The organism is Streptomyces sp. NBC_01381 (genome assembly GCF_026340305.1).
In the GTDB taxonomy this organism is placed as follows: Bacteria; Actinomycetota; Actinomycetes; order Streptomycetales; family Streptomycetaceae; genus Streptomyces.
Genome location: NZ_JAPEPI010000002.1, coordinates 261,132 through 287,800, shown reverse-complemented (window position 1 = coordinate 287,800; position 26,669 = coordinate 261,132). Strand labels below are relative to the sequence as shown.

25 protein-coding genes are annotated in these 26,669 nt (G+C 70.7%); 9 read left to right on the top strand and 16 right to left on the bottom strand.

Features of this window, described 5'->3' with window-relative positions; translation table 11 throughout:
• Nucleotides 1–50 precede the first annotated feature (50 nt).
• On the top strand, nt 51–689 hold the full coding sequence (locus OG453_RS23045) for an NAD(P)-dependent oxidoreductase (RefSeq protein ID WP_266870328.1): 639 nt from the start codon (nt 51–53) through the stop codon (nt 687–689).
• Here OG453_RS23045 and OG453_RS23040 read toward each other — a convergent pair.
• Both OG453_RS23040 and OG453_RS23035 read right to left on the bottom strand, forming a co-directional pair.
• Nucleotides 643–1,026: a DUF1330 domain-containing protein gene (locus OG453_RS23040; protein ID WP_266870327.1), complete on the bottom strand. Its 384-nt coding sequence runs from the start codon at nt 1,024–1,026 to the stop codon at nt 643–645. The genes OG453_RS23045 and OG453_RS23040 overlap by 47 nt on opposite strands.
• A 129-nt stretch (nt 1,027–1,155) precedes the next feature.
• A complete protein-coding gene (locus OG453_RS23035) occupies nt 1,156–2,220 on the bottom strand; it encodes an NAD(P)-dependent alcohol dehydrogenase (RefSeq protein ID WP_266870326.1) in 1,065 nt (354 codons plus the stop codon).
• Nucleotides 2,221–2,338: 118 nt separating this feature from the next.
• On the opposite strand from OG453_RS23035, the gene OG453_RS23030 reads away from it, so the two are divergent.
• Entirely contained in the window at nt 2,339–3,250 is a 912-nt protein-coding gene (locus OG453_RS23030) for a helix-turn-helix domain-containing protein (protein ID WP_266870325.1), read from the top strand.
• Nucleotides 3,251–3,282: 32 nt separating this feature from the next.
• On the opposite strand, the gene OG453_RS23025 is transcribed toward OG453_RS23030, so the two are convergent.
• Both OG453_RS23025 and OG453_RS23020 read right to left on the bottom strand, forming a co-directional pair.
• Nucleotides 3,283–4,053, bottom strand: a complete 771-nt coding sequence (locus OG453_RS23025; protein ID WP_266870324.1) for a group II truncated hemoglobin — start codon at nt 4,051–4,053, stop codon at nt 3,283–3,285.
• Nucleotides 4,050–4,457, bottom strand: coding sequence for a helix-turn-helix domain-containing protein (locus OG453_RS23020; protein ID WP_266870323.1), 408 nt, complete (start codon nt 4,455–4,457; stop codon nt 4,050–4,052). The genes OG453_RS23025 and OG453_RS23020 overlap by 4 nt, the downstream gene beginning before the upstream one ends.
• A gap of 61 nt (nt 4,458–4,518) precedes the next feature.
• Here OG453_RS23020 and OG453_RS23015 point away from each other — a divergent pair, with 61 nt between their 5' ends.
• Nucleotides 4,519–4,962 carry a nuclear transport factor 2 family protein gene (locus tag OG453_RS23015; RefSeq protein WP_266870322.1) on the top strand — a complete coding sequence of 148 codons (444 nt, stop codon included), beginning with the start codon at nt 4,519–4,521 and terminating at the stop codon, nt 4,960–4,962.
• A gap of 1 nt (nt 4,963) precedes the next feature.
• Here OG453_RS23015 and OG453_RS23010 read toward each other — a convergent pair whose 3' ends face one another.
• From OG453_RS23010 to OG453_RS22990, 5 genes are all read right to left on the bottom strand, one after another.
• Nucleotides 4,964–8,311: a S8 family serine peptidase gene (locus tag OG453_RS23010; protein WP_266870321.1), complete on the bottom strand. Its 3,348-nt coding sequence runs from the start codon at nt 8,309–8,311 to the stop codon at nt 4,964–4,966.
• Nucleotides 8,312–8,459: 148 nt separating this feature from the next.
• Nucleotides 8,460–9,143, bottom strand: coding sequence for an ABC transporter ATP-binding protein (locus tag OG453_RS23005; protein WP_266870320.1), 684 nt, complete (start codon nt 9,141–9,143; stop codon nt 8,460–8,462).
• A 59-nt stretch (nt 9,144–9,202) separates the two neighbouring features.
• Nucleotides 9,203–10,672 carry an ABC transporter permease gene (locus tag OG453_RS23000; RefSeq protein ID WP_266870319.1) on the bottom strand — a complete coding sequence of 490 codons (1,470 nt, stop codon included), beginning with the start codon at nt 10,670–10,672 and terminating at the stop codon, nt 9,203–9,205.
• A gap of 135 nt (nt 10,673–10,807) precedes the next feature.
• Nucleotides 10,808–12,067, bottom strand: a complete 1,260-nt coding sequence (locus OG453_RS22995) for an Ig-like domain-containing protein (RefSeq protein WP_266870318.1) — start codon at nt 12,065–12,067, stop codon at nt 10,808–10,810.
• A 245-nt stretch (nt 12,068–12,312) separates the two neighbouring features.
• Complete coding sequence (locus tag OG453_RS22990) at nt 12,313–12,660, bottom strand: hypothetical protein (protein ID WP_266870317.1); 348 nt, start codon at nt 12,658–12,660, stop codon at nt 12,313–12,315.
• 120 nt (nt 12,661–12,780) lie between these two features.
• On the opposite strand from OG453_RS22990, the gene OG453_RS22985 reads away from it, so the two are divergent.
• On the top strand, nt 12,781–13,089 hold the full coding sequence (locus OG453_RS22985; protein WP_266870315.1) for a hypothetical protein: 309 nt from the start codon (nt 12,781–12,783) through the stop codon (nt 13,087–13,089).
• A 56-nt stretch (nt 13,090–13,145) separates the two neighbouring features.
• Here the strand turns inward: OG453_RS22985 and hutH are convergent, their stop codons facing one another.
• The 6 genes from hutH to OG453_RS22955 form a co-directional block, all read right to left on the bottom strand.
• Complete coding sequence (gene hutH, locus OG453_RS22980) at nt 13,146–14,684, bottom strand: histidine ammonia-lyase (RefSeq protein ID WP_266873098.1); 1,539 nt, start codon at nt 14,682–14,684, stop codon at nt 13,146–13,148.
• 98 nt (nt 14,685–14,782) lie between these two features.
• Nucleotides 14,783–15,841: a hypothetical protein gene (locus OG453_RS22975; protein WP_266870314.1), complete on the bottom strand. Its 1,059-nt coding sequence runs from the start codon at nt 15,839–15,841 to the stop codon at nt 14,783–14,785.
• A 129-nt stretch (nt 15,842–15,970) separates the two neighbouring features.
• Nucleotides 15,971–17,122, bottom strand: coding sequence for a sensor domain-containing diguanylate cyclase (locus OG453_RS22970; protein WP_266870313.1), 1,152 nt, complete (start codon nt 17,120–17,122; stop codon nt 15,971–15,973).
• Between the two features lie 94 nt (nt 17,123–17,216).
• A complete protein-coding gene (locus OG453_RS22965) occupies nt 17,217–18,014 on the bottom strand; it encodes an enoyl-CoA hydratase/isomerase family protein (RefSeq protein ID WP_266870312.1) in 798 nt (265 codons plus the stop codon).
• 106 nt (nt 18,015–18,120) lie between these two features.
• On the bottom strand, nt 18,121–19,251 hold the full coding sequence (locus OG453_RS22960; RefSeq protein WP_266870311.1) for an adenylate/guanylate cyclase domain-containing protein: 1,131 nt from the start codon (nt 19,249–19,251) through the stop codon (nt 18,121–18,123).
• Nucleotides 19,252–20,252: 1,001 nt separating this feature from the next.
• Nucleotides 20,253–21,149 (bottom strand): biotin--[acetyl-CoA-carboxylase] ligase, encoded by an 897-nt coding sequence (locus OG453_RS22955; protein ID WP_266870310.1) that lies wholly within the window; start codon nt 21,147–21,149, stop codon nt 20,253–20,255.
• A gap of 150 nt (nt 21,150–21,299) precedes the next feature.
• Here OG453_RS22955 and OG453_RS22950 point away from each other — a divergent pair, with 150 nt between their 5' ends.
• From OG453_RS22950 to OG453_RS22935, 4 genes are all read left to right on the top strand, one after another.
• Nucleotides 21,300–22,946: an acyl-CoA carboxylase subunit beta gene (locus OG453_RS22950; RefSeq protein ID WP_266870309.1), complete on the top strand. Its 1,647-nt coding sequence runs from the start codon at nt 21,300–21,302 to the stop codon at nt 22,944–22,946.
• Between the two features lie 26 nt (nt 22,947–22,972).
• Nucleotides 22,973–23,179, top strand: coding sequence for an acyl-CoA carboxylase subunit epsilon (locus OG453_RS22945; RefSeq protein WP_266870307.1), 207 nt, complete (start codon nt 22,973–22,975; stop codon nt 23,177–23,179).
• Nucleotides 23,180–23,264: 85 nt separating this feature from the next.
• Nucleotides 23,265–23,393, top strand: coding sequence for a morphogenic membrane protein MmpB (gene mmpB, locus OG453_RS22940; RefSeq protein WP_266870306.1), 129 nt, complete (start codon nt 23,265–23,267; stop codon nt 23,391–23,393).
• A gap of 25 nt (nt 23,394–23,418) precedes the next feature.
• On the top strand, nt 23,419–24,036 hold the full coding sequence (locus OG453_RS22935; RefSeq protein ID WP_266870305.1) for a nucleoside triphosphate pyrophosphatase: 618 nt from the start codon (nt 23,419–23,421) through the stop codon (nt 24,034–24,036).
• A 9-nt stretch (nt 24,037–24,045) separates the two neighbouring features.
• Here OG453_RS22935 and OG453_RS22930 read toward each other — a convergent pair whose 3' ends face one another.
• A complete protein-coding gene (locus tag OG453_RS22930) occupies nt 24,046–24,522 on the bottom strand; it encodes a hypothetical protein (protein WP_266870304.1) in 477 nt (158 codons plus the stop codon).
• Nucleotides 24,523–24,872: 350 nt separating this feature from the next.
• Between OG453_RS22930 and OG453_RS22925 the strand changes: the two genes are divergently transcribed.
• Nucleotides 24,873–26,645: a biotin carboxylase N-terminal domain-containing protein gene (locus tag OG453_RS22925; protein ID WP_266870303.1), complete on the top strand. Its 1,773-nt coding sequence runs from the start codon at nt 24,873–24,875 to the stop codon at nt 26,643–26,645.
• The last annotated feature ends 24 nt before the right edge of the window (nt 26,646–26,669 follow it).

Below are 26,669 nucleotides of genomic sequence, written 5' to 3'. Positions count from 1 at the left end.
GTTCGGCTCGGCACTCCGTAACCGTCGACCTGCGGGACGCCGCCGCAACAGTGGCGGCGCTCGCGGGCGTGGAGGCCGTCGTCCACATGGCGGGGATCCCGGACGAGGCGCCGTTCGCGGACCTCCTTGAGGCGAACGTGCTGTGCACGCATCACGTGCTTGAGGCCGCGCGTGTCAACGGCATCGCGCGCACCGTCCTGGCCAGCAGCAATCGCGCCGCCGGTTTCTACCCGAACGCGCATCTCACGCGGCCGCGGGACGCGGTGCGGCCCGACGGTCTGTACGGCGTGAGCAAGGTGGCGGTCGAGGCGCTCGGCAGGATGTACGCCGACAAGTTCGGGCTCTCCGTCAGCTGTCTGCGGATCGGGAGCTTCGAGGACGTACCGTCCGAGGCACGGCACCTGGCGACCTGGCTCAGCCACCGGGACGCGGGCGGTTTCGTCCGCGAGGCGCTGCGCGCGGGCGCCCCCGGCGACTTCGACATCACGTACGCCGTGTCGGGCAATCCGCGCCGCTTCTGGGAGCTGACCGGTTCCTACACCCCGGTCGACGACGCGTCCGCGTACGCGGAGAAGATCGCCGGGGCGGACGCGCCCTTCGCCCCGGACGCGCCCCAGTCGGGCCACTTCGCCACCCCGGAGTTCACGCTTCCGCACCTGCCGAATCTTCCGCACCTGCCGCGGCCTTAGCGGCAGCCCGCATCCCGGCCGCCAGGTGCGCCGGGTCGTAGCCCGGTGCGACGCCGTCGGCGATGATCGCCTCGCCCTCGATGTGGCGGGTGCGCAGGGGGAGGATCTCCTGGTAGGCCGCCGACTCGTACCAGTCGCGGACGGCGGCCCGGTCCGGGAAGGCGATGACGACGACGTAGCCCGGCCAGGAGCCTTCGAGTTCCTCCAACTGGCCGCCGTGGACCAGGAAGTGGCCGCCGAACGGATCCAGGGTCGCCTGGATCCGTTCGATGTACGTGAAGACGTCCTCGCCGGGCTCTTCGATGGGGCGCAGGTGGGCGATGGCGTAGGCGCTCATGGGGTCCTCCTGGACGCTGGACGCGTTCCGTGCGGATCGGTTCGATGAATTTCGATGGATCCGATCCTGCCGGGGCGCGCCCACGCCGTCGATGACTCCCGGGGTAATGCCGACGCCGCGGCCGCGGCGTCAGATCGTGGCCGTGTCGATCACGACGCGGTAGCGCACCTCGGAGTTGATGACGCGCTCGTACGCCTCGTTGATCTGGTCGGCGTCGATGATCTCGATCTCGGCGCCGAGCCCGTGCCCCGCGCAGAAGTCGAGCATCTCCTGCGTCTCGGCGATGCCGCCGATCATCGAACCGGCGAGGGTCTTGTTGCCGCCGATCAGGGAGAACAGGTTGAGGGCGATGGGCTCCTCGGGGGCGCCCACGTTCACCAGGGCGCCGCCCGTCTTGACCAGGCCCAGGTACGCGCCGAAGTCCAGCGGCGCGGACACCGTGGAGAGGATCACGTCGAAGGAGCCCGCCAGCTCCTCGAAGGTCTTCGGGTCGCTGGTCGCGTAGTAGTGGTCGGCGCCCAGCTTCAGGCCGTCGTCCTTCTTGCGCAGCGACTGCGAGAGGACGGTGACCTCCGCGCCGAGCGCGTGAGCGATCTTGACGCCCATGTGGCCGAGGCCGCCGAGGCCGATCACGGCGACCTTCTTGCCCGGGCCCGCGCCCCAGTGCTTGAGCGGCGAGTACGTGGTGATGCCCGCGCACAGCAGCGGCGCGGCCTCGTCCAGGGACAGGCCGTCGGGGATGCGGACGGTGAAGGCCTCGTCGATGACGACATGCGTGGAGTAGCCGCCGTAGGTGGGCTCGCCGTCCTTGCCGATCGCGTTGTACGTGGCGACGTTGCCCTTGAGGCAGTGCTGCTCAAAGCCCGCCTTGCAGTTCTCGCACTCGCGGCAGGAGTCGACCATGCAGCCGACGCCGACGCGGTCGCCCACGGCGAACTTGGTGACGGCGGAGCCGACCTCGGTGACGACACCGGCGATCTCGTGCCCCGGGACCATCGGGAAGATGCCCTCGCCCCAGCCGTCGCGCGCCTGGTGGATGTCCGAGTGACAGATGCCGGCGTACTTGATGTCGATCAGTACGTCGGTCGCGCCCACCGGGCGGCGCGGAATGGTGGTCCGCTCCAGGGGGGCCTTGGCGGACGGTGCGGCGTAAGCGGAAACGGTGGTGCTGGTGGTGCTGGTCTGTGCGGTCATGACGTCAACCGTGCCAGCCTCGCGGACATCTACCCAGGTCACAGCTCTGCCTACGTCCAGTGGTCCTACTACTGGCGGGGACAGGATGCGCTGCGTACGACCCTGGATACTGGAATGCATGGAAGCGAAGCCGACGCCGTCACCCGCCCCCGAGCCCCTCGACGGCCGCGCCGAGCTCAGCGAGTTCCTGCGCACCCGCAGGGCCCGGCTGCAGCCCGAGGACGTCGGCCTGCCGAACTTCGGGCGGCACCGGCGGGTGCCGGGGCTGCGCCGCGAGGAGCTTGCGCAGCTCGCCGGGGTCTCCGTCGCGTACTACACGCGTCTGGAGCAGGGAAACGGCCGCAATGTCTCGGGCGAGGTCCTGGACGCGATCGCCCGCGCCCTGCGCCTCACGGACGCCGAGCACGCCCATCTGACCCATCTGGCCAAGCCCAAGCAGCACAAGAAGAAGCGGGCCGCCCGCCCCCAGCAGCTGCGCCCCGCGCTGCGTCAGCTGATGGACGCCATGGACGCCGTCCCCGCCTACGCGGTCGGCCGCCGCTCGGACATTCTCGGCTGGAACCGTCTTGCCGCCGCGCTCTTCGGCGACTGGGGCGCGCTGGCGCCCGAGGAGCGCAACTGGGCGCGGATCGTCTTCCTGGACCCCGCGTCGCGCGAGCTGTACCTGGACTGGGAGCAGAAGGCGTCGGACATCGTGAGCTTCCTGCGGATGGACGCGGGCTGCTTCCCGAACGACCCGCTGCTGTCCGCCCTGGTCGGCGAACTCTCCGTGAAGAGCGAGGAGTTCAGGAGCCTGTGGGCCACGCATGACGTACGCGAGAAGAGCCACGGCACCAAGCGGTTCCGGCATCCGCTGGTGGGCGAGATGACGCTGTCCTTCGAGACGCTGCGACTGCCAGACGACCACGATCAGTCACTGGTCACCTACCACGCGCAGCCCGACTCCGCGTCGGCCGAGGCCCTGCGACTGCTCGCCAGCTGGGGCACGGACGCGACGCGGGCCGGGGCGGCGGGCACCACCCGCAATTAGCACTGGGAAGTAGCACCCGCCGCCCCCGCGCGTCACGGCTGGTAGGGCGGCGCCGCTCCCCAGTTCCACTGCGGCACGGGCTGGTCGGCGGGGCGGGTGGCGTCCGGCCCCGAGAAGTAGAGCGCGAGGCGGGTGCCCCACTCGATGTAGGCGAGGAACGCGGACCGGAACTCGGCGTCCGTCGGCAGACCCGCGTCGTCCGCGGCGTCCTGCATCAGGTTGACCCAGCGGCGGCGCTGCGGCTCGGTGATGCCCTTGCCGAGGTGCTTGCCGACCATGTGGGAGTGGCCGCCGTGCTCCCGCGAGTAGGTGGCGGGGCCGCCGAAGACCTCGCCGAGCCACTGGGCGACATGCCGGGCGTGCTCGGCGGGCAGGCCTTCGAAGAGCGGCGCGAGCAGCTCGTCCTTGAGGACCTTCCCGTAGAAGATCTCCGTAAGGCGCTCGAAGTTCTCCTCGCCGCCCGCCCACGCGTACAGGGTCGGCGTCGCGGCGCCCGTGCCGCGCACGGCGGTGGGCGTGTAGTGGCGCATCTCCTCGATGTCCTCGACGAACGGGCGGATCTCCGCGAAGAAGTCACGGAAGCGCTCCGAGCCCCGGAAGCCCTCCAGGTGGTCCTTGGTCGACGTCCAGGTGATGCGCAGGATGTAGTGCTCGGAGTCCTCCTCGCAGCGGGTGAGTTCGTAGTCGACGCACTGCGGGGCCGCGGCCAGCGGGACCGCGGCGCGGGTGTACGCGGCGAGGAAATCGGCGGAACGCTCGGGCGGGATGCGGTAGCGGATGTACTCGACGGTGTGGGCGGTCATGTGACGTCGGCTTCCTCTGTGGTGGATGGTGCCGGCACGCGTGCTCCCCAGTCCCACAGCGCTTGCAGGACCGGGCCCAGTTCTCTGCCGTGGGGAGTGAGTTCATAACTGACCGTGGGGGGCCAGCCGGGTGTGCGGGTGCGCAGGACGACACCCGCGGAGACCAGCTGGGAGAGCCGCTCGGTCAGTACCTTGTCCGACAACTCAGGGAGTGTGGAGGCGAGTTCGCTGTACGCGTAGGAGTCCGCCCGAAGCAACTCGCGGACGATCAAGGTGGTCCAGCGGCCGCGCAGGGCGGCGAGGGCGATCTCGACGGGGCAGGCGGGCGTGGGCGCCGCGACCCGCGCCCTGGGGTCGTCGGGAAGCCCCTGGCCCACCCTCTGGCTTACCGTTCGGTGAGTCACGAGGACGCCTCCTACTGTTGCCGGCACCGGTCGGCACCGGTCCACTCCAGGAGGGTTACACATGTCGGCGATGGCACTTCCCACCCGCCCCGAGGACATTCCGGCGGCCTTCGCCGCCCGGTTCAACAGCGGGGATCCCCAGGCGGTGCACGAGCTGTACGAGGAGCGCGCGGCCTTTGTTCCGGAGTCGGGGGAGGCGGTGCACGGCCTCGCGGAGATCGCGAAGGAGAACGGCCCGTTCCTCGCGATCGGCCTGCCGATCTCGGTGCACCCGCGCCATGTCCACGTCTCCGGCGACATCGCGCTGCTCGTCGTCGACTGGGAGATCGAGGGCGTCGTACGGTCCACCGCCACGGACGTGGCGAGGCGCGGCGCCGACGGCCACTGGCGATACGTGATCGACAGTCCGTTCGGCGCCGCGCCACCCGCGCCCCGAAGGGGCGCGGGGAACTGCGCGACCAGCCACGACGCACCCGCAGATATGGACCGAGGGCGGCGCAGTTAGCTCACTTTCCGTAGAACGCGTTATAGATCGACAGCGTCGACCTGTTCCCCTTCTTGTCCGCAATCTTGGCGTGGAAGGAGATCCCCTTGCCCGCCGCCGGGTTCTTCACGGAGATCTTTCCGCCGCTGACAGAGACCTTCTTCCAGGTCTGGCCATAGTCGTACGACACGTACACCGCAAGGGACTTGAGGTTCGAGCCCGCCGCAGCGCCCTGCACCGTCACCGGCACGGACTGGGTCTGTCCGGCCGCGGCCTTGCTGCTCAGGTCGACCGCCGGGGCGAACCGCGCCGTGGAGACCGGCAGCTTCGCGTTGTCGGCCTTCTTGGAGCGGAACGTCCAGCTCGCGTCGATGCGCGTGGAGGCCGCGGCCACCTTGACGCTGCGCTTCACGGACGTCGAAAGACTGTACTCGGCCTCCGCCGCCGGAACCTTGAAGGTGGCGCCGCCGACCAGCGGGTCCTCGTTCTCGCCGATCTTGGTGGAGCCCTTGTAGAGGGTGGTCTTCACCGAGGAGTAGAGCGAGGAGCCCGCGTGTGTCTTGCCGTCGGCGAACAGCGGCAGATAGCCGCCGATCTCGTTGCCCTTGCGGGTGACGCCGAACTCGCCGCCGATACGCGGACCGAAGACGGCCGTGTTGAACGTCTTCTCGTAGCTCTTGCCGCCCGTGAACTTCTGCGCCGCGCCCAGCGAGTAGACCGCGTCGACGATCGGCCAGCCGTCCGGGTCGGTCCCGGCCTGCTGCTCGAAGTTCATGCCCCACTTCACGTCGTCGGCCGTGGACAGATACAGCGTCCGGGTGCCGGGCAGCACCTGCGGAATGCCGATCGAGGAGCCGCCCGAGCTGCCGGGCAGCGACCCCAGGGCGCTGAACGCGCCCTTCTTGCCCTTGGCCGACGCACCCAGGTTCGCCTTCACCGTGGCCAGTTCGGACGCCTTGAAGTGCTTGGTGTATCCGGTGGCGACCTGCTTGACCTTGCCCCCGAGCACGATGTCGTACTCGGCGTCGTCACCCTTGACCCAGTGCCCGGTCCACTGCTGGTGCAGCGAGCCGTCGGTGACCTGCGGACCCAGGTGCGAGGTCCGGAAGTCGGTGTACGCGTCGAGCAACCAGCCGAAGGAGTAGGTGCCGCGGGCCGTGTCGATCGCGTAATCGGGCGATGCGAAGTAGGACTTGGCGTCCGCCGACGGGACAGTGATGTCCACGGGCTTGGTCGTACGCGCGTCCAGCGTCACCGTGGTGTCCTTGGTGACGCTCAGCTTCGGCTGGGCGATCCAGTCGGCGCCCTTGGTGAAGTCGGCCGGGTCGGCGTACATGCTCGTGTTGAGCAGGTAACCGCCCTTGGGGACACGGAGCTTGACCGTGCCCGACGCGTCGTGCGGGTCGAAGGACTTGTCGGTGGCGAGCCCGGAGACACCCTCCAGGTCGCTGTCGTAGTACTTCGGCGCCTGCCCGTCGCGCCCGATGTGCTTCAGGGTCAGCTCGTACGACTCGACCTCGCGCTCGACGGCGGCCGCCGTGCGCACGGACTGCCCGCCGCCGGTCGCCACGACATACGCGGAGTACGCGCCGTCGATGGTCCCGCCCAGCTTGGAGTCGGCGGTCAGGTCGACCGCGGCCGTGCCGCCCGCGGGGACCTTCACGGTCTTCGCGCCCAGCTTGAAGAAGCCGGCCGGGGCCGGGTCTCCCTTGGGGTTGGTGGCCGTCACCACGAGATCGAGGGTGACGTCCTCCTTGCCGAGGTTCTTGTACGTCACCTTCTTGGCGACCGGCTTGTCGTCGGTGTGCGGCCACGCCTGCGTGCCGAAGCTGACCGAGACCGGCTCGGCGACGACCGACTGCTTGATGGCCTTGTCGACGGCGATGCGTCCCGAACCCTGCTGGAACGGCGTGTACTTGCCGCCCTTCGTGGACGCGGTGAGCGCGCCCTTCAGTTCGGCGTACGTCCAGTCCGGGTGCTGCTGCTTCAGCAGGGCGGCGGCGCCCGCGACGTGCGGGGTCGCCATCGACGTACCGGAGATCGTCAGATAGCCCTCGGGCTTCTGGCCGACCTCCTGGTCGATGACGCTGCCGGGTGCGGCGGCCGCGGTGATGTCCACGCCGGGCGCCGTCACGTCGGGCTTGATGGCGCCGTCACCGACGCGCGGGCCCTGGCTGGAGAAGTCCGCCAGCTTGTCGTTGTCGTCGACCGCGCCGACGGTGAGGGCCGCGTCCGCGCTGCCGGGCGAGCCGACGCTGCCGGGCGTCCCGTCGTTGCCCGCGGCGATCGCGAAGAGGATGCCCTTCTCCGCGGAGAGCTTGTTCACCTCGGCTTCGAGCGGGTCGACGCCGGGGGTGTCGCCGCCGCCGAGGCTCAGGTTGACGATGTCGGCGCCCTGGTCGGCCGCCCACTCCATGCCGGCGATGATCCCGGAGTCGTCACCGGAGCCGCCGTCGTCGAGGACCTTGCCGTTCAGGAGCGTGGCGCCGGGCGCCACGCCCTTGAACTTGCCGCCGGACTTGGCGCCCGTGCCCGCCGCGATGGAGGCGACGTGCGTGCCGTGGCCGTAGCGGTCCTTGGCGTCCGCCGATGCCGTGAAGTTCTTCTCGGCGGTCACCTGGTCCTTGAGGTCCGGGTGCGTGGCGTCCACGCCGGTGTCCAGGACGGCGACCTTCACGCCCTTGCCGTCGAACCCGGCCGCCCACGCCTTCGGGGCGCCGATCTGCGGCACGCTCTTGTCGAGGCTCGCCTTGCGTACGCCGTCGAGCCAGACGCGGCTGACACCGGAGGCGGTGGCGTCGCCCTTCCCCGAGACGAGCGCGGACCACAGGTCGGCCGCGTCCTGCTTCGGGGTAATGATGGCGTCGGCGTTCAGGGTCTTCAGGGTCCGGCGAACGGTCGTGTCACCGGCGGCCCGCACATCCGACCTGGCCCCGGCGGCGGCGCCCTTGTAGCCGACGATCAGCTTGAGGCCCTTCTGCTGGGCCCTGCGGTTGTCCTTCTTGCTCAACTCGGTGACGTCGAACAGACGTTGGTCGAGCTTCCCGGTGGCGATCAGACGCTGGGCGTCGGCCGGGATCACCAGCGTGTGCCCGCCGACGCGCTTGGTCAGTACGGGTATCCGCTCCCGCCCCTTCGCCCGCTCGAAGCCGGTCACGCGGCCCTTCGCGTCGACGGCGACGCGATCGCCGGTGATCAGCGTGATGCGGTGCGCGGTCTGCCCTGCGACGGGCTGCGCGGCCGACGCTCCCGACGGCCGAGCGTCCGCCGCCTGCTCCTCCTGCTTCGCCGCCGATGCCGGGCTGGTCATGCCCGCGGCGAGGGCCACGGCCGCCGCTGTGGCGATCGTGGCCCCGTAAGCTCTCTTCACTTTTCGGCGCAAGTCTCCCCCTGGAGGTCAAAGGGGCTCCCGCCCCTGGACGAGGAAGTATTGCCCAGGGTCGAACATCTGCTCAATAGTGCGTCAGAAGTGATGAGTTGACGATTACCGGGGCCTATGAACCGGCCCGCGCCAAGACCTACGAACCGGCCCGCTCCGTGACCTTGATCCGCCCGCCCCGGATGGTCGCGAGGCGCGGCGCCTTCCGGGCGATCGCGCTGTCGTGCGTGACCATCACGAACGTCAGGCCGTGCTCCTCCCACAGCCCTTCGAGCAGCTCCATGATCTCGTCGCGCATCGACTCGTCGAGGTTGCCGGTCGGCTCGTCGGCGAGCAGCACCTTCGGCCGCTTGACCAGGGCGCGGGCGATGGCGACGCGCTGCTGCTGACCGCCGGAGAGCTCGGCGGGCAGATGGCTGCGGCGCTCACCGAGGCCCACCGAATCCAGTGCGTCGGCGGCGCGCTCCCGCCGGTCGGCGGCGCCGAGCCCCAGCGGGACGAGCGCCGTCTCGACATTCTCCTGGGCGCTGAGCGTGGGGATGAGGTTGAAGGACTGGAAAACAAAACCGATGGACTCGGCGCGGACCTTGGTGAGCCGCGCCTCGGGCAGCGCGGCCAGATCGACCCCGTCGAGCTCGACACTGCCGGACGTCGGCCGGTCGAGACCGCCGAGCATCTGCAGGAGCGTGGACTTGCCGCCGCCCGTCGGGCCCTGGATGACGAGCCGGTCGCCGTCGCCGATGGCCAGGTCGACCCCGGCGAGCGCGTCGACGATCGCCCTGCCCCTGCGGTACTGCTTGGTGACGCCCTTGAGCTGATACATGGTGTGACTCCTGCGATACGTAAGGGGGTTGGCGGCCTTGAGCGGTGAGGCTCGGCCGCCTACTCGACGCGGCGCAGGGCGTCCGCGGGCCGCAGCCGCGAGGCACGCCACCCGCCGAAGGCGCCCGCGATGAGCCCGCCGGCCACGGCGAGGCCGACGGCGAGCGCGATGGTGGTGGTGCTGACCGGCGCCGTCAGCGAGATGTCGAGCGCCTTCGACGCCGACTGACCGAGGGCTTCACCGGGACCGCCGGGGCCGCCGGCCCGCATGAGACCGCCGCCCGACAGCCCGCCGCCGGACCCGAGTTCGGCCGTCAGGGTGGGGCTGATCGCCGTGACGGCATACGCACCGCCGAGGCCGACGGCGATGCCGAGCACGCCGCCCACAAGCCCGTTGACGACCGCCTCGCCGACGACCTGCCGGGTCACCTGGCCGCTCTTCCAGCCGAGCGCCTTCAGGGTGCCGAACTCCCGTACGCGGCGGCTGACGGCGGAGGAGGTGAGCAGTCCGGCCACCAGGAACGCCGCGACGAGCACGGCGATCGACAGCCACTTGCCGACGCTGGACGCGAGGTCGGACGCGGTGGACAGGGAGCCCGAGACGGTGTCGGCGAGATCGGCGGAAGTCGTCACCGTCGTACCGGAGATGTTCTTCTGGATGGCGCTCTTGACGGCGCCGATCTGCTGCGAGTCCGCCGCCTTGACGTACACCGTCGTGATCTTGTTCTTCGCGTCGGCGAGGGCCTGCGCGCGCTTGAGCGGGACGTAAAGATTGGCGGCGGCGCCGCCGCTGTCGGGCGTAGCAATCCCAACAACCCTTATCTTCGTCCCGGAGATCGTGACCGTGTCCCCCACGGCGAGCTTCTTCTCCTTGGCGTACGAGGCATCGGCGACGGCCACCTTGGAATTGGCCTCCGTCCCCGTGAACGTACGCCCCTTGCTGATCTTGGAGGAGGTCAGCGGGCCCAGGGCCGGCTTTCCGACATCGGTGCCGTAGACGCTGTAGGAGTCGACGTCGAAGTCGGCGCCGCCACCGCGCACCTCGCCCTGCTGCTGATCGGTGCCGCCGCCGGGTGGCTGTGCCCTGCCGCCCGAGCCACCGGGCGCCTGCTCGAACTCGCCCTGCTTGAACCGCCCGTCGACCTTCATGACCTGCAGGCTCAGCCCGCCGACGGCGTCCGCGACACCGTCCTGCTCACCGACCTCGGCGACGGTCGACGAGGCCAGCGTCTGGAAGCCCTGGACCATCACCCGGTCGCTGCTCTGTTCTTCCCCCTCCTCACCCTTGGCGTCGAACTTGAAGCGCGGGCGCCCGCTCCCCTCCTCGGACGGGTCGGCCGCCTTGGTCACGGTCATGTCGGTGCCGAGCCCGTAGAGCGACTCGAGGACCTTGCCCTGGGCCTGCTTCATGCCGGACGACACGGAGCTGACGACGATGACAAGCGCAATGCCGAGCGCGAGTCCGGAGGCCACGACGAGGGCCGCTTTTCTGCGGCGGCGCAGCTCGCGCCTCAGATAGGTGAAGAACATGTGCGTGAAAGTAGGTACGCACGGTGATGAACGGATAAGGGCGGCATAAGAGAACGATGAGAAGCCCAACGACAGCGGCCCGCACTCCTGTTGAGGAGTGCGGGCCGCTTACGTTGCGCGGGGAGGGCGGGGCGCCTAGACGGCGGAACCGGCCTTCCACTCCGCCCAGTCCATGACCCAGCCGTTGAAGCCGTTGTCCGGCTGAACGGTCTTGTCACCGGTGTTCCGGACGTCCACGACGTCACCGACCATCGAGTTGTCGTAGAACCAGGCGCCCGGAGTGCCCTTGTCGCCCGCACCCTTGGCGTCTTCCAGACCGACACACCCGTGGCTGGTGTTGGCGCCGCCGAAGATGGACTTCGCGCCCCAGTAGTTGCCGTGGATGAACGTGCCCGAGTTCGACAGGCGCATGGCGTGCGGCACGTCCTTGATGTCGTACTCGCCCTTGCCGTCGTCGTCCGTGAAGCCGACCGTCGCGCCGTTCATCCGGGTCTCCTTGAACTTCTCGGAGATCACCATCTGGCCGTTGTACGTCTTGTTCTCCGGGGAGCCCGCGGAGATCGGGATGGTCTTGACGACCTTGCCGTCCCGCATGACCTTCATCGTCTTCGACTTCGCGTCGACGATGGAGACCTGGTTGCGCCCGATCTTGAACGTGACCGTCTTCTCCTGGACGCCGGTGACGCCGTCCGCGCCCTCGACGCCGTCCAGGGACAGCTTCATGGTGACCGTGGAGTTGCCCTGCCAGTACTTCTCGGGCCGGAAGTCGATCCGGTTGTCCCCGAACCAGTGCCCGACGACTTCCTGGCCACTGCTGGAAGACACCTTGATGTTGGACTGAACGTCCTTCTTGTTGGTGATCACCTTGTCGAAGTTGATCGACACCGGCATGCCCACACCGACCGTGGACCCGTCCTCGGGCGTGAAGTTCCCGATGAAGCTGTTGGCCGGCGAGACCGTCGTGAACTTCGAGTTCTCGTGCGCCTTGCGGCCGTCGGAGTCCTTGGCGGTGGCGGTGATCTTGTACGTCGTCGCGCGCTCGAGCTGGCCGCTGGGCTTCCAGCTCTTCTTGTCGGCAGCTATCTGCCCCTCGACGGCGGTCCCGGCCTCGGTCGTCATCTCGACGTCCGTCAGCGAGCCGTCGCGCACGGTCACCTTGGCGGCATTGTTGATGCTCGCGTTGTCGGACCCGTCCTTGGGCGCGATCTTGATGTCGGCGTCGGACGACTTCTTGGCCGCCGCCTCGTCGACCTGGTTCTGCGACTCCTTGGTGCCTTCGGCACCGTCGCCACCGTCGTCGCTGCTGCAGGCCGAGAGCACCAGAACGCCGCCGACCAGGGCGGACACGGCCGCGAGCCCCTTGCGCCGACCGCGCAGCCGTCTACTGTCCGTCATCACACGCTTCTCCATCGTTGCCGAATCCCCAACCACGCCAAGAACGCCGAGAGTCCCCGTAACCCCCCATAACGTCCTGCCCGGTACGTCCCGTTCCACTACCGCCGATTCTGTGGGGAACACCACGTCGCGCGAGAGCACCGGTAACAGCCGTGCACTCCTGAGACGACAGAACCCCGGGCGGCGGTTGCCACCCGGGGCCTTCGGTTCCGGATCAGCCTCTCGGGCTTCGATCCGTCCCTCTGCTACTGCTCCCGGCCGCCTTCGCCGCCCTCGTCGTCGTCATCATCCTCGTCCGGGTCCCAATCCGGCGAATCGGGGTCGTACTCGATCTGCTCGCTGCTCCAGGAGGCCTGCGAGAGTTCCACTCCCGGCACCTGGCTGACCAGGTCGAAGGGGTCGACGAGATAGGCGAGCGCCTCCGCGTCGTCCTCCTTGACGGCCGCCTCCGCGTGCAGCCGCTCCTCGGCGGGCATGTGCTCGTCCTCCGCGATGCGGCTCAGCGCGGACTTGGCCAGCTCACCGGAGTCGTCGATCTCGACGACCAGCTCGACGCGAAGCCGTACAAAACGTGATGTCTCATCTGTGCTCATGCTCCGGAGCGTACGACCCGCACCCACCCGTCGCCCCCGCGACTTTCCCGCGAGCCATCCCTTTCACTACCATCGCCCCACACGGCCAATTCGCCAGCGCCACAAGGGGGATCCGATTCCGTGTCCGCACGTCGATCGCTGCTGACCGCCTCAGCCGCGGGGGCCCTGCTAGGCGCCCTGTGCTTCATCCCCTCCGCGAACGCGACGGGCCACGAATCCCCTGTGAAGCGGGCCGCGGCCGCCGCCCCCGGCGAGCAGCAACACCGGGCCACGCACGCGGAGACCACCACGGCAGACACCCGCCTTGCGGACACAGGCACGGGCGTCGACACGACTCCGTACGTGATCGGCGGAACGGCGTTCCTGGGCCTGGGGGCGGGATTCATCGCGTACTCGGTACGCAGGGACCGGCGGGGCCTGGCCTACTGAGCGGGCTACGCCGGGCCGGTGCCTGATCGGCACCGGCCCGGCGAGAACGGGCGCCGCTACGCCAGCGGACCCGTGACTCCCTCGGCCGCCTCGACCACCCCGCCGGAGCGGACGAACTCGTCCGCCGCCGCCAGGTCAGGGGCGAGGAAGCGGTCCGGGCCGGGGCCCTCGACGCCCGCCTTGCGCACCGCCTCGATGACCGCACGGCTCGCGGGCGCCGGCGTCAGGCCCTCGCGGAGTTCGATCGCCCGCGTCGCCGCGTACAGCTCGATCGCGACGATGCGGGTCAAGTTGTCGACCGCCGTGCGGAGTTTGCGCGCCGCCGACCAGCCCATCGACACGTGGTCCTCCTGCATGGCGGAGGACGGGATCGAGTCGGCCGACGCCGGGACCGCGAGGCGCTTCATCTCGCTCACCAGAGCCGCCTGCGTGTACTGGGCGATCATCAGGCCCGAGTCGACGCCCGCGTCGTCCGCGAGGAACGGCGGGAGGCCGTGCGAGCGGTTCTTGTCGAGGAGCCGGTCCGTGCGGCGTTCCGCGATCGAACCCAGGTCCGCCGCCGCGATGGCGAGGAAGTCCAGGACGTACGCGACCGGAGCGCCGTGGAAGTTGCCGTTCGACTCGACGCGGCCGTCGGCGAGTACGACCGGGTTGTCGACGGCGGAGGCCAGCTCGCGGTCGGCGACCAGGCGCGCGTGCGCCATCGTGTCCCGGCCCGCGCCCGCGACCTGCGGCGCACACCGCACCGAGTACGCGTCCTGGACGCGCGGCGCGTCGTCCTGGTGGTGGCCGGTCAGCTCCGAACCGGCAAGAACGGCAAGCATGTTGGCGGCGGACGCGGCCTGGCCCGGATGCGGGCGGATGGCGTGCAGCTCGGGCGCGAGGACCTTGTCGGTGCCGAGCAGCGCCTCCAGCGACAGGGCCGCCGTGACGTCCGCGGACTTGTAGAGGGCGTCGAGGTCGGCGAGCGCCATGATCAGCATGCCGAGCATGCCGTCGGTGCCGTTGAGGAGGGCCAGGCCCTCCTTCTCGCGCAGCTCGACCGGCGCGATGCCGTGCGCGGCGAGCAGCTCGCCCGCGGGCTTCAGCTCGCCGTCGGGGCCCTCGGCGTCACCCTCGCCCATCAGCGTCAGCGCGCAGTGGCTCAGCGGCGCCAGGTCGCCGGAGCAGCCGAGAGAGCCGTACTCGTGGACGACGGGCGTGATGCCCGCGTTCAGTACGTCGGCCATCGTCTGGGCGACCTCGGGGCGCACCCCGGTGTGCCCCGAGCAGACCGTCTTCAGGCGCAGGAACATCAGCGCGCGGACCACCTCGCGCTCGACGCGCGGGCCCATCCCCGCCGCGTGCGAGCGGACGATGTTGCGCTGCAGCTGGGCGCGGAGGTCGGGGCCGATGTGCCGGGTGGCGAGGGCTCCGAAGCCGGTCGAGACGCCGTAGACGGGCTCGGGCTTGGCCGCGAGCGCGTCGACGATCTCGCGCGAGGCGGCGAGGGCGGTCACGGCTTCGGCCGACAGCTCGATGCGGGCGTTGCCGCGCGCGACGGCGATGACGTCCGCTGCGGTTGTCCCGGACGTCCCCAGGACCACGGTGTGCATATCCATATTCAGCAGCGTACGGATTGAATCGACGCCTGTCACGGGTGAGTACGGTCTCAGCCTCTTACCGCCCCGTGGACCCGGGGACGGCGGTCACCTCATCCGCGCCCCAGCGCGCCCCGCAGCGTGACGCCGTACCGGCTGCGCAGCCTGCGTATCTCCCACACCGAGAGCAGGGTCACCGAAACCGGTGCCCCCAGCGTGAACGCGTACAGCACCACGGGCGGCGCGGCCACCGCCGCGTCGTCGAAGAGCTGGAGGACGGCAAGGCCCCACAGCAGTACGGGGGACAGGACGGGCGGCAGGAGTTCATGGATGGCGCCCGCGCGGAAGCAGCTGTTCACGGCGTAGACGAGCAGCGCGATCGTGTAGAGGAGGCCGACCAGGATCCCTACGAGCGAGGCCAGACCGGCGGCGAAGGAGAGGAGGAAGTAGAAGAGCCGCAGCAGGAACGGCCCCTGGTTGTCGGTGAGTCCGAGGCCTTCGCGCAGCACGTACCAGCAGACCCACAGCACGCCGACGCCCACCGCGAGGGCGAGGAGCGTACCCAGCGGCTGGGTGGTGCGGCGCAGATAGACGCGGCGCAGGGAGGAGTGGGCGAAGCCGATGAAGAGGGCGCTCGCGAGGAGGATCGCCACGACCGCGAACGCGGCGGCGATGAGCAGATCCTCGACCTTGCCGACCACGAACTCCTCGCGCCCCTGCCGCAGCGGATAGGCGAACACCAGCCACAGCGTCGCGGCAAGCCCGAGCAGCGTCCGCCCGCTCTGCAGCGCACTGATCGTCCGGTCCTCGATGGCTCCGGGCCGGTTCGGCGTGCCGAAGCGCCGGGCGAGATTCACCGGCTGGGCGGCGGCGCCACGGGCCCCGCGGACGGGGGCGGGGACGGGGCGCGGCGCGGGCGGTACCGGTGCCGCCGGGGGCGCGGGATACCCCGCCTGGTTCCCGTAGGGGCCGGCTCCCGGGTAGGGGTCGGCGGGCGCGTACGGGTCAGCAGGCGCGTACGGATCCGCTCCCGCATACGGATCGGCAGGCGCGTACGGGTCGGCCCCCGCATACGGATCGGCAGGCGCGTACGGGTCGGCCCCCGCGTACGGATCAGCACCCCCGTATGGATTCGTCCCCGCCCCGGGATACCCATACCTCTGATCGCTCAACGTCCGCTCCCCTGTGCGGCTTTGCGCACCGCGCAGCCCGTACTTCGGGCGCGCACACCCTAACTGATCATGGACATGCCCCCAGCCTCCGTATGCACCGCATGCCCTGCACGCTCCACACCCCCGGCTCTACGACGCCCCCCGCCCCCGGAACCGCCGCCGCTCCCCCACCGGCAGCGCCCCCCGCGAATCCGCGAGCCGGACCACCGGATCGTCCGCGCCCTCACGGCCCGCGACCACCGGCTTCGGCGCGCGCGCCGCCTTCGCGCGGTACTGCGCCGCGTCCGCGAGGCGGAACAGGCGGCGGCCCGAGCGGACTTCGCCGATCCGGTCCTCCGTCGACGCGACCCCGCACGCGACACCGTCCCCCAGCTCCAACTCGGCCGCCCGTACGCACAGTTCGTCCGCGACCCGCACCACCTCGTCGGCGGTGGGGCCCACCGAGAGCAGACAGAACTCGTCGCCGCCGAGCCGCGCGGCCAGCGTCCCCGGCAGCATCGCCCCGCACAGCGAGAGCACCGAGCCGAAGCGTTCGAGCAGCCGGTCGCCGACCGCGTGCCCCTGGGTGTCGTTGACGCGCTTGAGGCCGTTGACGTCACACACGACCAGGCTCACCACCAGGCCCTCCGCACGGTGCCGATCCACCGCCTCCTCGAGCCGCAGATCGACCGCGCGCCGGTTGGCGAGGCCCGTCAGCGAGTCGGTGAACGCGAGGCGGCGGGCCTCCTCCAGGCGCTCGGTCTGCGCGATGCCCGCCGACACGACCGACGCGAGCACCGTCGCGAAGTCCGCGTCCGCGCGGTCGAAGACCGGCCCGCCCACCGGCCGCGCCACATACAGCTCGCCCCACGCCCGCCCGTGCAGCACGATCGGCGCGACCACACAGGCGCCGCGGCCGCGCCTGCGCAGGGCGGCGACCCGCTGGTGGCAGTAGCCGGGGGAGCCGTCGTCCGCCGGCCCCCGGGCCGTCTCGACCCAGGCGTGCGGCTCACCGCCGCCCGCCCACCGCTCGTGCAGGAACTCGGTGATCTCCGGGAACTCGTGCACCGGATACGACTCGCGCTCCGGGAACTCTTCCTCGCCCTCGGCCCGTTCGCCCACGTTCACAAGCACCCGGAGCCGCCCCAGGTCCCGCTCCCACACGGACAGCGCGGCGAAACTCCCCGACAGCGCGCGGCACGCGCCGACGGCGGCCGCCCGCCACGACTCGCGTGGGGTGTGCGCGGCGGCCATCCCCTGCGCAAGCTCCACGACGGCCCGCAGCCGGACTTCCTCTCCCATCTCCCTAGGCTAGGAGATTAGGGACATTTTGGGCGATCGGAACATTACTCAGAGTGCGGAGTCACCCCGGCGGCCCCTGCCGCTCCCCGGGCCACTACTCCCCCGGCCACTGCGGCTTCCGCTTCTCGTTGAACGCCGCGACGCCCTCCGCCCGGTCACCGGAGAAGGCCACCGAGCGCCAGGCCGCGTCCTCGACCTCCAGCCCGGCCCGCAGGTCGAGCCCGTGCCCCAGGCGCAGGGCACGCTTGGCGGCGCGCAGCCCGACAGGCGAGTTGCCGGCGATCCGCGCGCCGAGCGCCAGCGCCTCCGCCCGGTCCTCGCCCTCCGCCGCCAGCTGGTCGACGAGCCCCAACTCCCGCGCCTCGCCCGCCTCCACGCGCCGCGCGGTGAACACCAGCTCGGCGGCCCGCGCCGCCCCCACGCGGCGCGGCAGGAGCTGTGTACCGCCGCCGCCCGGGATCACGCCGACCGACACCTCGGGGAGCCCGACCACGGCGGTCGGGTCGGCGACGATCAGATCGCAGGCGAGCGCGAGCTCGAAGCCGCCGCCCAGCGCGAAGCCGTGCACGGCGGCGACGGTCGGCATGGGCAGTTCCAGTACGCCGGTGTAGGCGGCCCGTGCGGTGGGGCGCTGGCGCACCAACTCGGCGTCGGAGAAGGAATTGCGCTCCTTCAGGTCGGCGCCGACGCAGAAGGCCCGCTCATGGGTGGAGGTCAGGACCACGACGCGGGCGTCGCGGTCATCGGCGAGGGCGGCGCAGGCGGCGCCGATGGAGCGGGCCATCTCGGTCGAGACCGCGTTCATGGCCTTGGGCCGGTCAAGGACGAGCTCGGCGACGTAGCCGTGCCGCCGGACACCGACAAATTCCCCGTACCGCTGCTCGCCGCCCATTGCTTTCCTCCACGTGGGGTTAACGACCGTTACCAGGCCACGCCGGGGATCATGCCATCGCTGCGGGGCAAACGGGCGGGTAGGCGGGAAAAATCCGAAGAACCCCTCAGCCGCGCCGAGCCAGAGTCCACGGCTCAACAACACCAAGCCCTCGCACGGGCCGCTGCCACATCGGCTGCAGCGCAAAACGATAGGAGGGCGGCTCCTCCCCCTCCTTCTCCGCGGCAGCGGCCGCTTCCGCCGCCTCCGCCTCGGAGGCCGGCGCATCGCCCGTACGCGTCAGCTCCACCGCGAACGCCCCGTCCACGAGGACCGCGTCCCGAGGCGCTATCGACGTGAGGCGGCTCGCGAGGTTCACCGTCGTACCGAAGACATCGCCCATCCGCGTGGTGACCGTCCCGAAGGCGATGCCGACGCGCAGCTCGGGCATGGTCTCGTCGTTGGCCATGGTCTCGATGAGCCGCAGCGCGATCTCCGCGGCGGTGCCCGCGTCATCGGCGGCGTACAGAACCTCGTCGCCCAACGTCTTGATGAGCCGCCCGCCATGCGCGGCGACAAGATCCGCGGCGGTGGTCTCGAAGGCCTCGACGAGCTCGCCGAGTTCCTCCTCCTCCATGCGCCGGGTGAGTCGCGTAAAGCCGACAAGATCGGCGAATCCGACGGCGAGCCGCCGGTCGACCATCTCCTCGTCGTCGGCGGCCTGGACGACCCGCCCCGTGGCGGCGGCGAGCTGCCGCCGCCACACGTAGACGAGGAACTCCTCCAGCTCGGGCAGGAGAAGCTCTATCAACGGGTACGTCACTTCGGTCCGCGTCATGCCCGGCTCGGGCGGCTCCGTCAGACCCTCCAAGAAGGAGTCGATCTGCCATTCGGCGAGGCGGGCGGTGGTCTGCCCGGTCGACCGGGCCACCTGGACCGCCATCGCCTCGCTGAGCAGCCCCGCCTCGACGAGACCGGCGAGGCGGCGCAGCGCGAGCACGTCCGCCTCGGTGAGGGCCTTGGCCTGCCCGATGTCCGGGAACCCCATGGCCCGCCAGAAGCGGGAGGCCAGCTCCATGGATACGCCGGCGCTGCGGGCCGCCTGGAACGGGGTGTAGCGGCGGTCCGCGCCGAGGATCAGCCCTTCGAGGCGCAGTGCCAGGGGGTCCTTCTCCGGCTCCTCGTCGAGCTCACCGGCCCTGGAGGGCGGCTCGGGCGGCTCTGCGGCCGAGTCGGAGCCCGTGTCGTCGACGGTCACGCCTGCTGCCCTTCCGATCTGCCGCGGTCAGGTATCGACCGGCGCCAACTTTACGGCAGGTGTGCCCCAGCTCACGCCTGGCGGGGCGCCCTGGACCGTTCCTCCGCCCGTTTTCATCCCCCCGGCAGCCCAGCCGACGAACAACCTCTCCCACCCACCGCCCGATCCCCGGCAGTCCCGGGTCACCGAACAGGCCTTTCCCACCCACCCGCCCGATTGCCCGGCAGCAGGGCGACTTGCCGGGGTGGGCGGGGGGAGGCGGCGGAACCACACCGCTCACCCGCAGTACGCGACGTACACAAAGGCTGGACCACGGCCTCACACACCAGCAGCGCACAACCAGACACGAGGGGAGGGACCGGACCACGACCCGCACGCACCGTCAGCACGCCACGAGACACGAGGGGACGGACATCGGCCCCAACGCACCGTTGGCGCGCAACGAGACGCGAAGGGACGGGCCCCGGCCCCACGCACCGTCAGCGCGCGACGTACGCGAGGGGACGGACATCGGCCCCCACGCACCGTTGGCGCGCAACGGACGCGAGGGGACGTGTCGGTATGTCCGCACGGAGCACGGTAAGCAGCACTCCCCAGCCGCAGCAGCAGAACGCTCGGACCGAGATGGCGAGTACGGACATACCGGCGCGGCCCCGCCCCCAAAACGGCGAAGCGCCCCACCCACGACGGCCCGGCCGCCAAGACGACAAGGCGCCCCACCACGGCCGAAGGCGGCCGCCCCGCCCCAAGACGCACCGCACCGCAAGCAGGCACCCGAACCGCAGCCCCGCCCCCAAGACGCACCGCAGACCGCAGCCGGCACCCGAGCCGCAGCCCCGCCCCCCCCAATACGGACAGAACCGCGCCCCCCGGACCGCCCCGCAGACGGCCCGCCCCACGGCCGGACCGCAACAACAGACGGCACCCCCGACCACCGCCCCGCCCCGCCCCGCCCCGCCCCGCCCCGCCCCGCCCCAAGACGAGCAGAACCGCATACCCCCCTAAACCCCCCGCACATGCACGATGTCCCCCGCCCCCACCGGCTCCTGCACCCCATCCCCAGTGGCGAGAACCAGCCGTCCGTCGCCGTCCACCGCCACCGCCTCGCCCGTGATCGACCGATCACCCGGCAGCTCCGCCCGGACCTTGCGGCCCAGCGTGGCGCAGCCCGCCGCGTACGTTTCCTGGAGGCCGGAGGCCGCCGGGTCGCCGCCGGCGTCGCGCCAGTCCGTGTACCACTGGTCCAGGGACCGCAGCACGGCCCGCAGCAGCGGGTCGCGGTCCGTCGCGGCCGCACCGGCAAGCGCCAGCGACCCCGCGCCGGGGACCGGCAGCTCGTCGGCCCGGAGCGTCACGTTGATGCCGACGCCCACCACGACGCCCGCACCCGCGGTTCCCGCCCGCTCCGCCAGGATCCCGCCCGCCTTGCGTTCCTCTCCCCCCACCGTCACAAGGAGGTCGTTCGGCCACTTGAGTGCCGTGTCCACCCCGGCGGCCCGCGAAAGACCCGTGGCGACGGCGACCCCGGTGAGCAGCGGCAGCCACCCCCACCGCTCGACCGGAACACCGGCCCCCGGCTTCAGGAGCACGGAGAAGAAGAGCCCCGAGCGAGCGGGCGCCGACCAGCGGCGGTCGAGGCGGCCGCGCCCCGAGCTCTGCTCCTCGGCGATGAGGACCGCGCCCTCGGGGAGCTCGTCCGCACGGGCGGCCAGATCGGTGTTGGTCGACCCCGTCGCGGGCACCACGTCCAGGGAGGTCCACAGTCCCCCCTCCCGCAGCAGCGCCCGCCGCAACGCCGCGGCGTTCAGCGGCGGCCTTTCCAGGTCCGACCAGCGGCCGGCGCCGGGGGTCTCGTCAGGGGTGTCCGAAGCGTCGTCTGAAGCATCTCGCGGCGTCATGCAAGCCACCTTAGGTGTGGTAAACGCCGCACTGCTGATCTGTATGCGCGCCGATACCCTACGAGTCAGTAGCCGGAGATCACCAGCATCCGCAAGCCGCATCCGCAAGCCGCCAGTAGCCCCTTTGAGCAGGCAGGGAGCCGCATCCCTATGTCCGAGCCGGAAGAGCCCAACGTGCCCGTGCCCAGCGCCGCAAGCGATACCGAGAACGCCACCGCCGCCACCCCCGGTATCGACATCCATACGACTGCGGGAAAACTCGCTGATCTGCAGCGCCGCATCGAGGAGGCCAAGCACGCCGGCTCCGCTCGCGCGGTCGAGAAGCAGCACGCCAAGGGCAAGTTGACGGCACGTGAGCGGGTCGATCTGCTGCTCGACGAGGGCTCGTTCGTCGAGTTCGACGAGTTCGCCCAGCACCGCTCGACCAATTTCGGCCTTGACGCCAACCGCCCTTACGGCGATGGCGTGGTGACCGGTTACGGCACCGTCGACGGCCGCCCCGTGGCGGTGTTCTCGCAGGACTTCACCGTCTTCGGCGGCGCCCTGGGCGAGGTCTTCGGGCAGAAGATCGTCAAGGTGATGGACTTCGCCCTGAAGACGGGCTGTCCGGTCATTGGCATCAACGACTCCGGCGGCGCCCGCATCCAGGAGGGCGTCATGGCCCTCGGGATGTATGGGGAGATCTTCCGCCGGAACACGCACGCCTCCGGTGTGATCCCGCAGATCTCCCTGGTCGTGGGCCCCTGCGCGGGCGGCGCGGTCTACTCCCCCGCCATCACCGACTTCACGGTCATGGTCGACCAGACCTCGCACATGTTCATCACGGGCCCGGACGTGATCAAGACGGTCACGGGCGAGGACGTCGGCTTCGAGGAGCTCGGCGGCGCCCGTACCCACAACAGCACCTCCGGTGTCGCGCACCACATGGCGGGCGACGAGAAGGACGCGATCGAGTACGTCAAGTCCCTGCTCTCCTACCTGCCTTCGAACAACCTCAGCGAGCCGCCCGCCTTCCCCGAGGAGGCGGACCTGGCGCTGACGGACGAGGACCGCGAGCTCGACACGCTGGTCCCGGACAGCGCCAACCAGCCGTACGACATGCACAGCGTGATCGAACACGTCCTGGACGACTCCGAGTTCTTCGAGACGCAGCCGATGTTCGCGCCGAACATCGTCACCGGCTTCGGCCGGATCGAGGGCCGCCCGGTGGGCATCGTCGCCAACCAGCCGACGCAGTTCGCCGGTTGCCTGAACATCGACGCCTCCGAGAAGGGCGCCCGCTTCGTCCGCACCTGCGACGCGTTCAACGTCCCGGTCATCACCTTCGTCGACGTCCCCGGCTTCCTGCCGGGCGTCGAGCAGGAGCACACGGGCATCATCCGCCGCGGCGCCAAGCTGATCTACGCGTACGCGGAGGCGACGGTCCCGCTGATCACCGTCATCACCCGCAAGGCGTTCGGCGGCGCGTACGACGTCATGGGCTCCAAGCACCTGGGCGCCGACCTCAACCTGGCCTGGCCGACCGCGCAGATCGCGGTGATGGGCGCGCAGGGCGCGGTGAACATCCTGCACCGCCGGACCATCGCGGCCGCCGACGACCAGGAGGCGACCCGCGCGCAGCTGATCCAGGAGTACGAGGACACGCTGCTCAACCCGTACACGGCCGCCGAGCGCGGCTACATCGACGCCGTGATCATGCCGTCGGAGACCCGCTCGCATCTCGTGCGCGGCCTGCGTCAGCTGCGTACGAAGCGGGAAAGCCTTCCCCCGAAGAAGCACGGCAACATCCCCCTGTAGACCGCGTCCCGGCAAGGAGACCAGTCATGATCAAGGTCGTACGGGGCAATCCCACCCCGGAGGAGCTGGCCGCCGCACTGGCGGTGGTCCAGGCGCGCGCCGCGGCGGTGGCGAACCAGCCGTCCGGCGCGCCCGCGGTCCTCGACGCCTGGGCCGACCCGGCGCGGGTGGCCCGCGACAAGATGCCCGCGCCCGGGCCGACGTCGTGGGGGCGTACGTACTGGCCCGTGTAGGGCGCAAGAAAATGAGCGGTACGGGCCGGGGCGCCTGAGTACGCGTACTCAGGCGCCCCGGCGCCGCCGCCCGCAGTATCGGGTCATGCTGTGGTCCGACCCGGAGAACAACCCGCCCAAGGACATGCGGGACATGCAGGCGAAGATGCGCCGTGCGGGGCTCGTCCTCGCCCTGGCGATGGTGATCGCCATGTTCGTCCTGGGCATGCACTGAGGTCGCGCCTCGCTAACCTGACGGCATGAGTGATCAGCCCCGAGGGCCCCGCCGTCTCGTCCTCGCGTCCAAGTCCCCCGCCCGGCTCGGCCTGCTCCGCCAGGCCGGCCTCGCCCCCGAGGTGGTCGTCAGCGGGGTCGACGAGGACGCCGTCTCCGCACCGACCCCCGCCGAGCTCGCGCTGGCCCTGGCCGAGGCCAAGGCCTCGGTCGTCTCCGCGCGCCCGGACGTGAAGGGCGCCATCGTCATCGGCTGCGACTCCGTCCTCGAACTGGACGGAGAGGCGCTCGGCAAGCCCGCGGACGCCGAGGAGGCCACCGCGCGCTGGAAGTCCATGCGCGGCCGCGCGGGCGTCCTGCAGACCGGCCACAGCGTGTACGACACGGTCTCGGGCCGCCATGTGTCGGCGGTCGCGTCGACCGTGGTCCGCTTCGGCGACCCCTCGGACGCGGAGATCGCCGCGTACGTGGCGAGCGGCGAACCGCTGCACGTGGCGGGCGCGTTCACGCTGGACGGCCGCTCGGCGCCGTTCATCGACGGCATCGACGGCGACCACGGCAACGTGATCGGCCTCTCGATGCCCCTGCTTCGCCGTCTGCTCGCCGAACTGGGCGTCGGCATCACGGAGTTGTGGGACGCCTAGGAGAGGCGCTCAGGCGGGCTGCGGGGCGCCGTTCTCGGGCGTCCCGTTGCTCGCCGCGGCCTTGCCGTCCCGCGGTGCGTCGGCCTCGTCCTGCGCCTTCTTGTCGTATGCCACCAGCGTCAGGACGATCAGGCCGAGCACGACCATCATGAAGACGAACGCGGGCCAGCCCACCAGGCCGACCGAGAACGCGCCGAGCATTCCGTGCACGACGGCGGCGCTGATCAGGAGCAGCCGCCCGAAGCGGCCCGGCGCGCGGTCGCCGATGGCGGAGCGCAGCAGGATGACGCCGCAGAGCGCGAGATACAGGCCGAAGAGGCCGCCCGCGATCCAGGTCGACACGGTCATCGCCCGCGGGTCGAGGCCCGCGAGGGACATGTCCTGCTTGTCCACGACGAGCCCGAGGAACCAGTTGAGGAGTGCGATGCCGACCGCCTCCGCAAAGAGCACGATCGCGCCCACCCAGGCCACCGGTCTACGCGCCACGGCGCCCACCCTCTTCCGCTGTTACCCCTAGTACGTGCAAGACATCGCGAACGCTACTAACGGGTAAACCGGGGGACAAGGGCTCTGCCGAAGGCAAAGAATCATTGGGCCATTCGTAGGGACTCCACAAAGATTGCCGCTCCGCCGCAGGGCGCTCTCACAGAGACCTAGACCACATCCGCGGGCTACGCTGCCGGGGAGGGACCCTGCGTACCGTGGTACGACAAGGGATTTCGCGGGCCTAGCCAACCTCGGGTGACACTCCGTGTGGGCAAGCTCACCATTGGGGACGGGTCGTAAGCCCGTGTCGGCAGTCCCTAAACTCGGCTTGTTTCAAGGAGGGAGCCATCGTGCGCAAGGTGCTCATCGCCAACCGTGGCGAAATCGCTGTCCGCGTTGCTCGGGCATGCCGGGATGCAGGGATCGCGAGCGTAGCCGTCTACGCAGATCCTGACCGGGACGCTCTGCATGTACGTGCGGCAGATGAGGCGTTCGCCCTGGGCGGTGACACTCCGGCCACCAGCTACCTGGACATTTCCAAGGTGCTGGCCGCGGCCAAGGACGCGGGGGCGGACGCGGTCCACCCCGGCTATGGCTTCCTGTCGGAGAACGCCGATTTCGCGCAGGCCGTGCTCGACGCGGGCCTGATCTGGATCGGTCCGCCGCCGCAGGCCATCCGTGACCTGGGTGACAAGGTTGCCGCCCGGCACATCGCGCAGCGCGCGGGTGCCCCGCTGGTGGCCGGTACGCCCGACCCGGTGTCCGGCGCCGACGAGGTCGTCGCCTTCGCCGAGGCGAACGGCCTGCCCATCGCGATCAAGGCCGCCTTCGGCGGCGGCGGGCGCGGCCTGAAGGTCGCCCGCACGCTCGAGGAAGTCCCCGAGCTGTACGACTCCGCGGTGCGCGAGGCCGTGGCCGCCTTCGGCCGCGGCGAGTGCTTCGTGGAGCGCTACCTGGACAAGCCGCGGCACGTGGAGACCCAGTGCCTGGCCGACAAGCACGGCAACGTGGTCGTCGTGTCCACCCGTGACTGCTCGCTGCAGCGCCGCCACCAGAAGCTCGTCGAGGAGGCGCCCGCGCCGTTCCTGAGCGAGGCGCAGAACGCCGAGCTGTACGCGGCGTCGAAGGCGATCCTCAAGGAAGCCGGGTACGTGGGCGCCGGCACCGTCGAGTTCCTCGTCGGCGTCGACGGCACGATCTCCTTCCTGGAGGTCAACACCCGTCTGCAGGTGGAGCACCCGGTCACCGAAGAGGTCACCGGCATCGACCTGGTCCGCGAGATGTTCCGCATCGCCGACGGCGAGGAACTGGGCTACGGCGACCCGCAACTGCGCGGCCACTCCTTCGAGTTCCGCATCAACGGCGAGGACCCGGGCCGGGGCTTCCTGCCCGCGCCCGGCACCGTCACCACCTTCGCGCCGCCGTCGGGTCCGGGCGTGCGCCTGGACGCGGGCGTGGAGTCCGGCTCGGTGATCGGCCCGGCCTGGGACTCGCTCCTGGCCAAGCTGGTCGTCACCGGCGCCACGCGCCAGCAGGCCCTGCAGCGGGCCGCCCGCGCCCTCGCGGAGTTCAACGTGGAGGGCATGGCCACGGCCATCCCGTTCCACCGCGCGGTGGTCGTGGACCCGGCGTTCGCCCCCGAACTGACCGGCTCCAACAACCCGTTCACGGTCCACACCCGCTGGATCGAGACCGAGTTCGTCAATGAGATCCCGGCGTTCGCGGCTCCCGCGGACACCGAGACGGACGAGGAGCCGGGCCGCGAGACGGTCGTCGTCGAGGTCGGCGGCAAGCGCCTCGAGGTCTCCCTGCCGTCCTCCCTGGGCATGACCATCGCCCGCACCGCGGCGGCGGGCGGCGCCCGCCCCAAGCGGCGCGCGGCGAAGAAGTCGGGCCCGGCGGCGTCCGGCGACACCCTCGCCTCTCCGATGCAGGGCACGATCGTCAAGATCGCCGTCGAGGAGGGCCAGGAGGTCAAGGAGGGCGACCTCGTCGTGGTCCTTGAGGCCATGAAGATGGAGCAGCCCCTCAACGCCCACCGCTCCGGCACGATCAAGGGCTTCACGGCGGAGGTGGGCGCGAGCCTTACTTCCGGTGCGGTCATCTGCGAGATCAAGGACTGATCTCGTAGAGCAAGTCTCACGCGT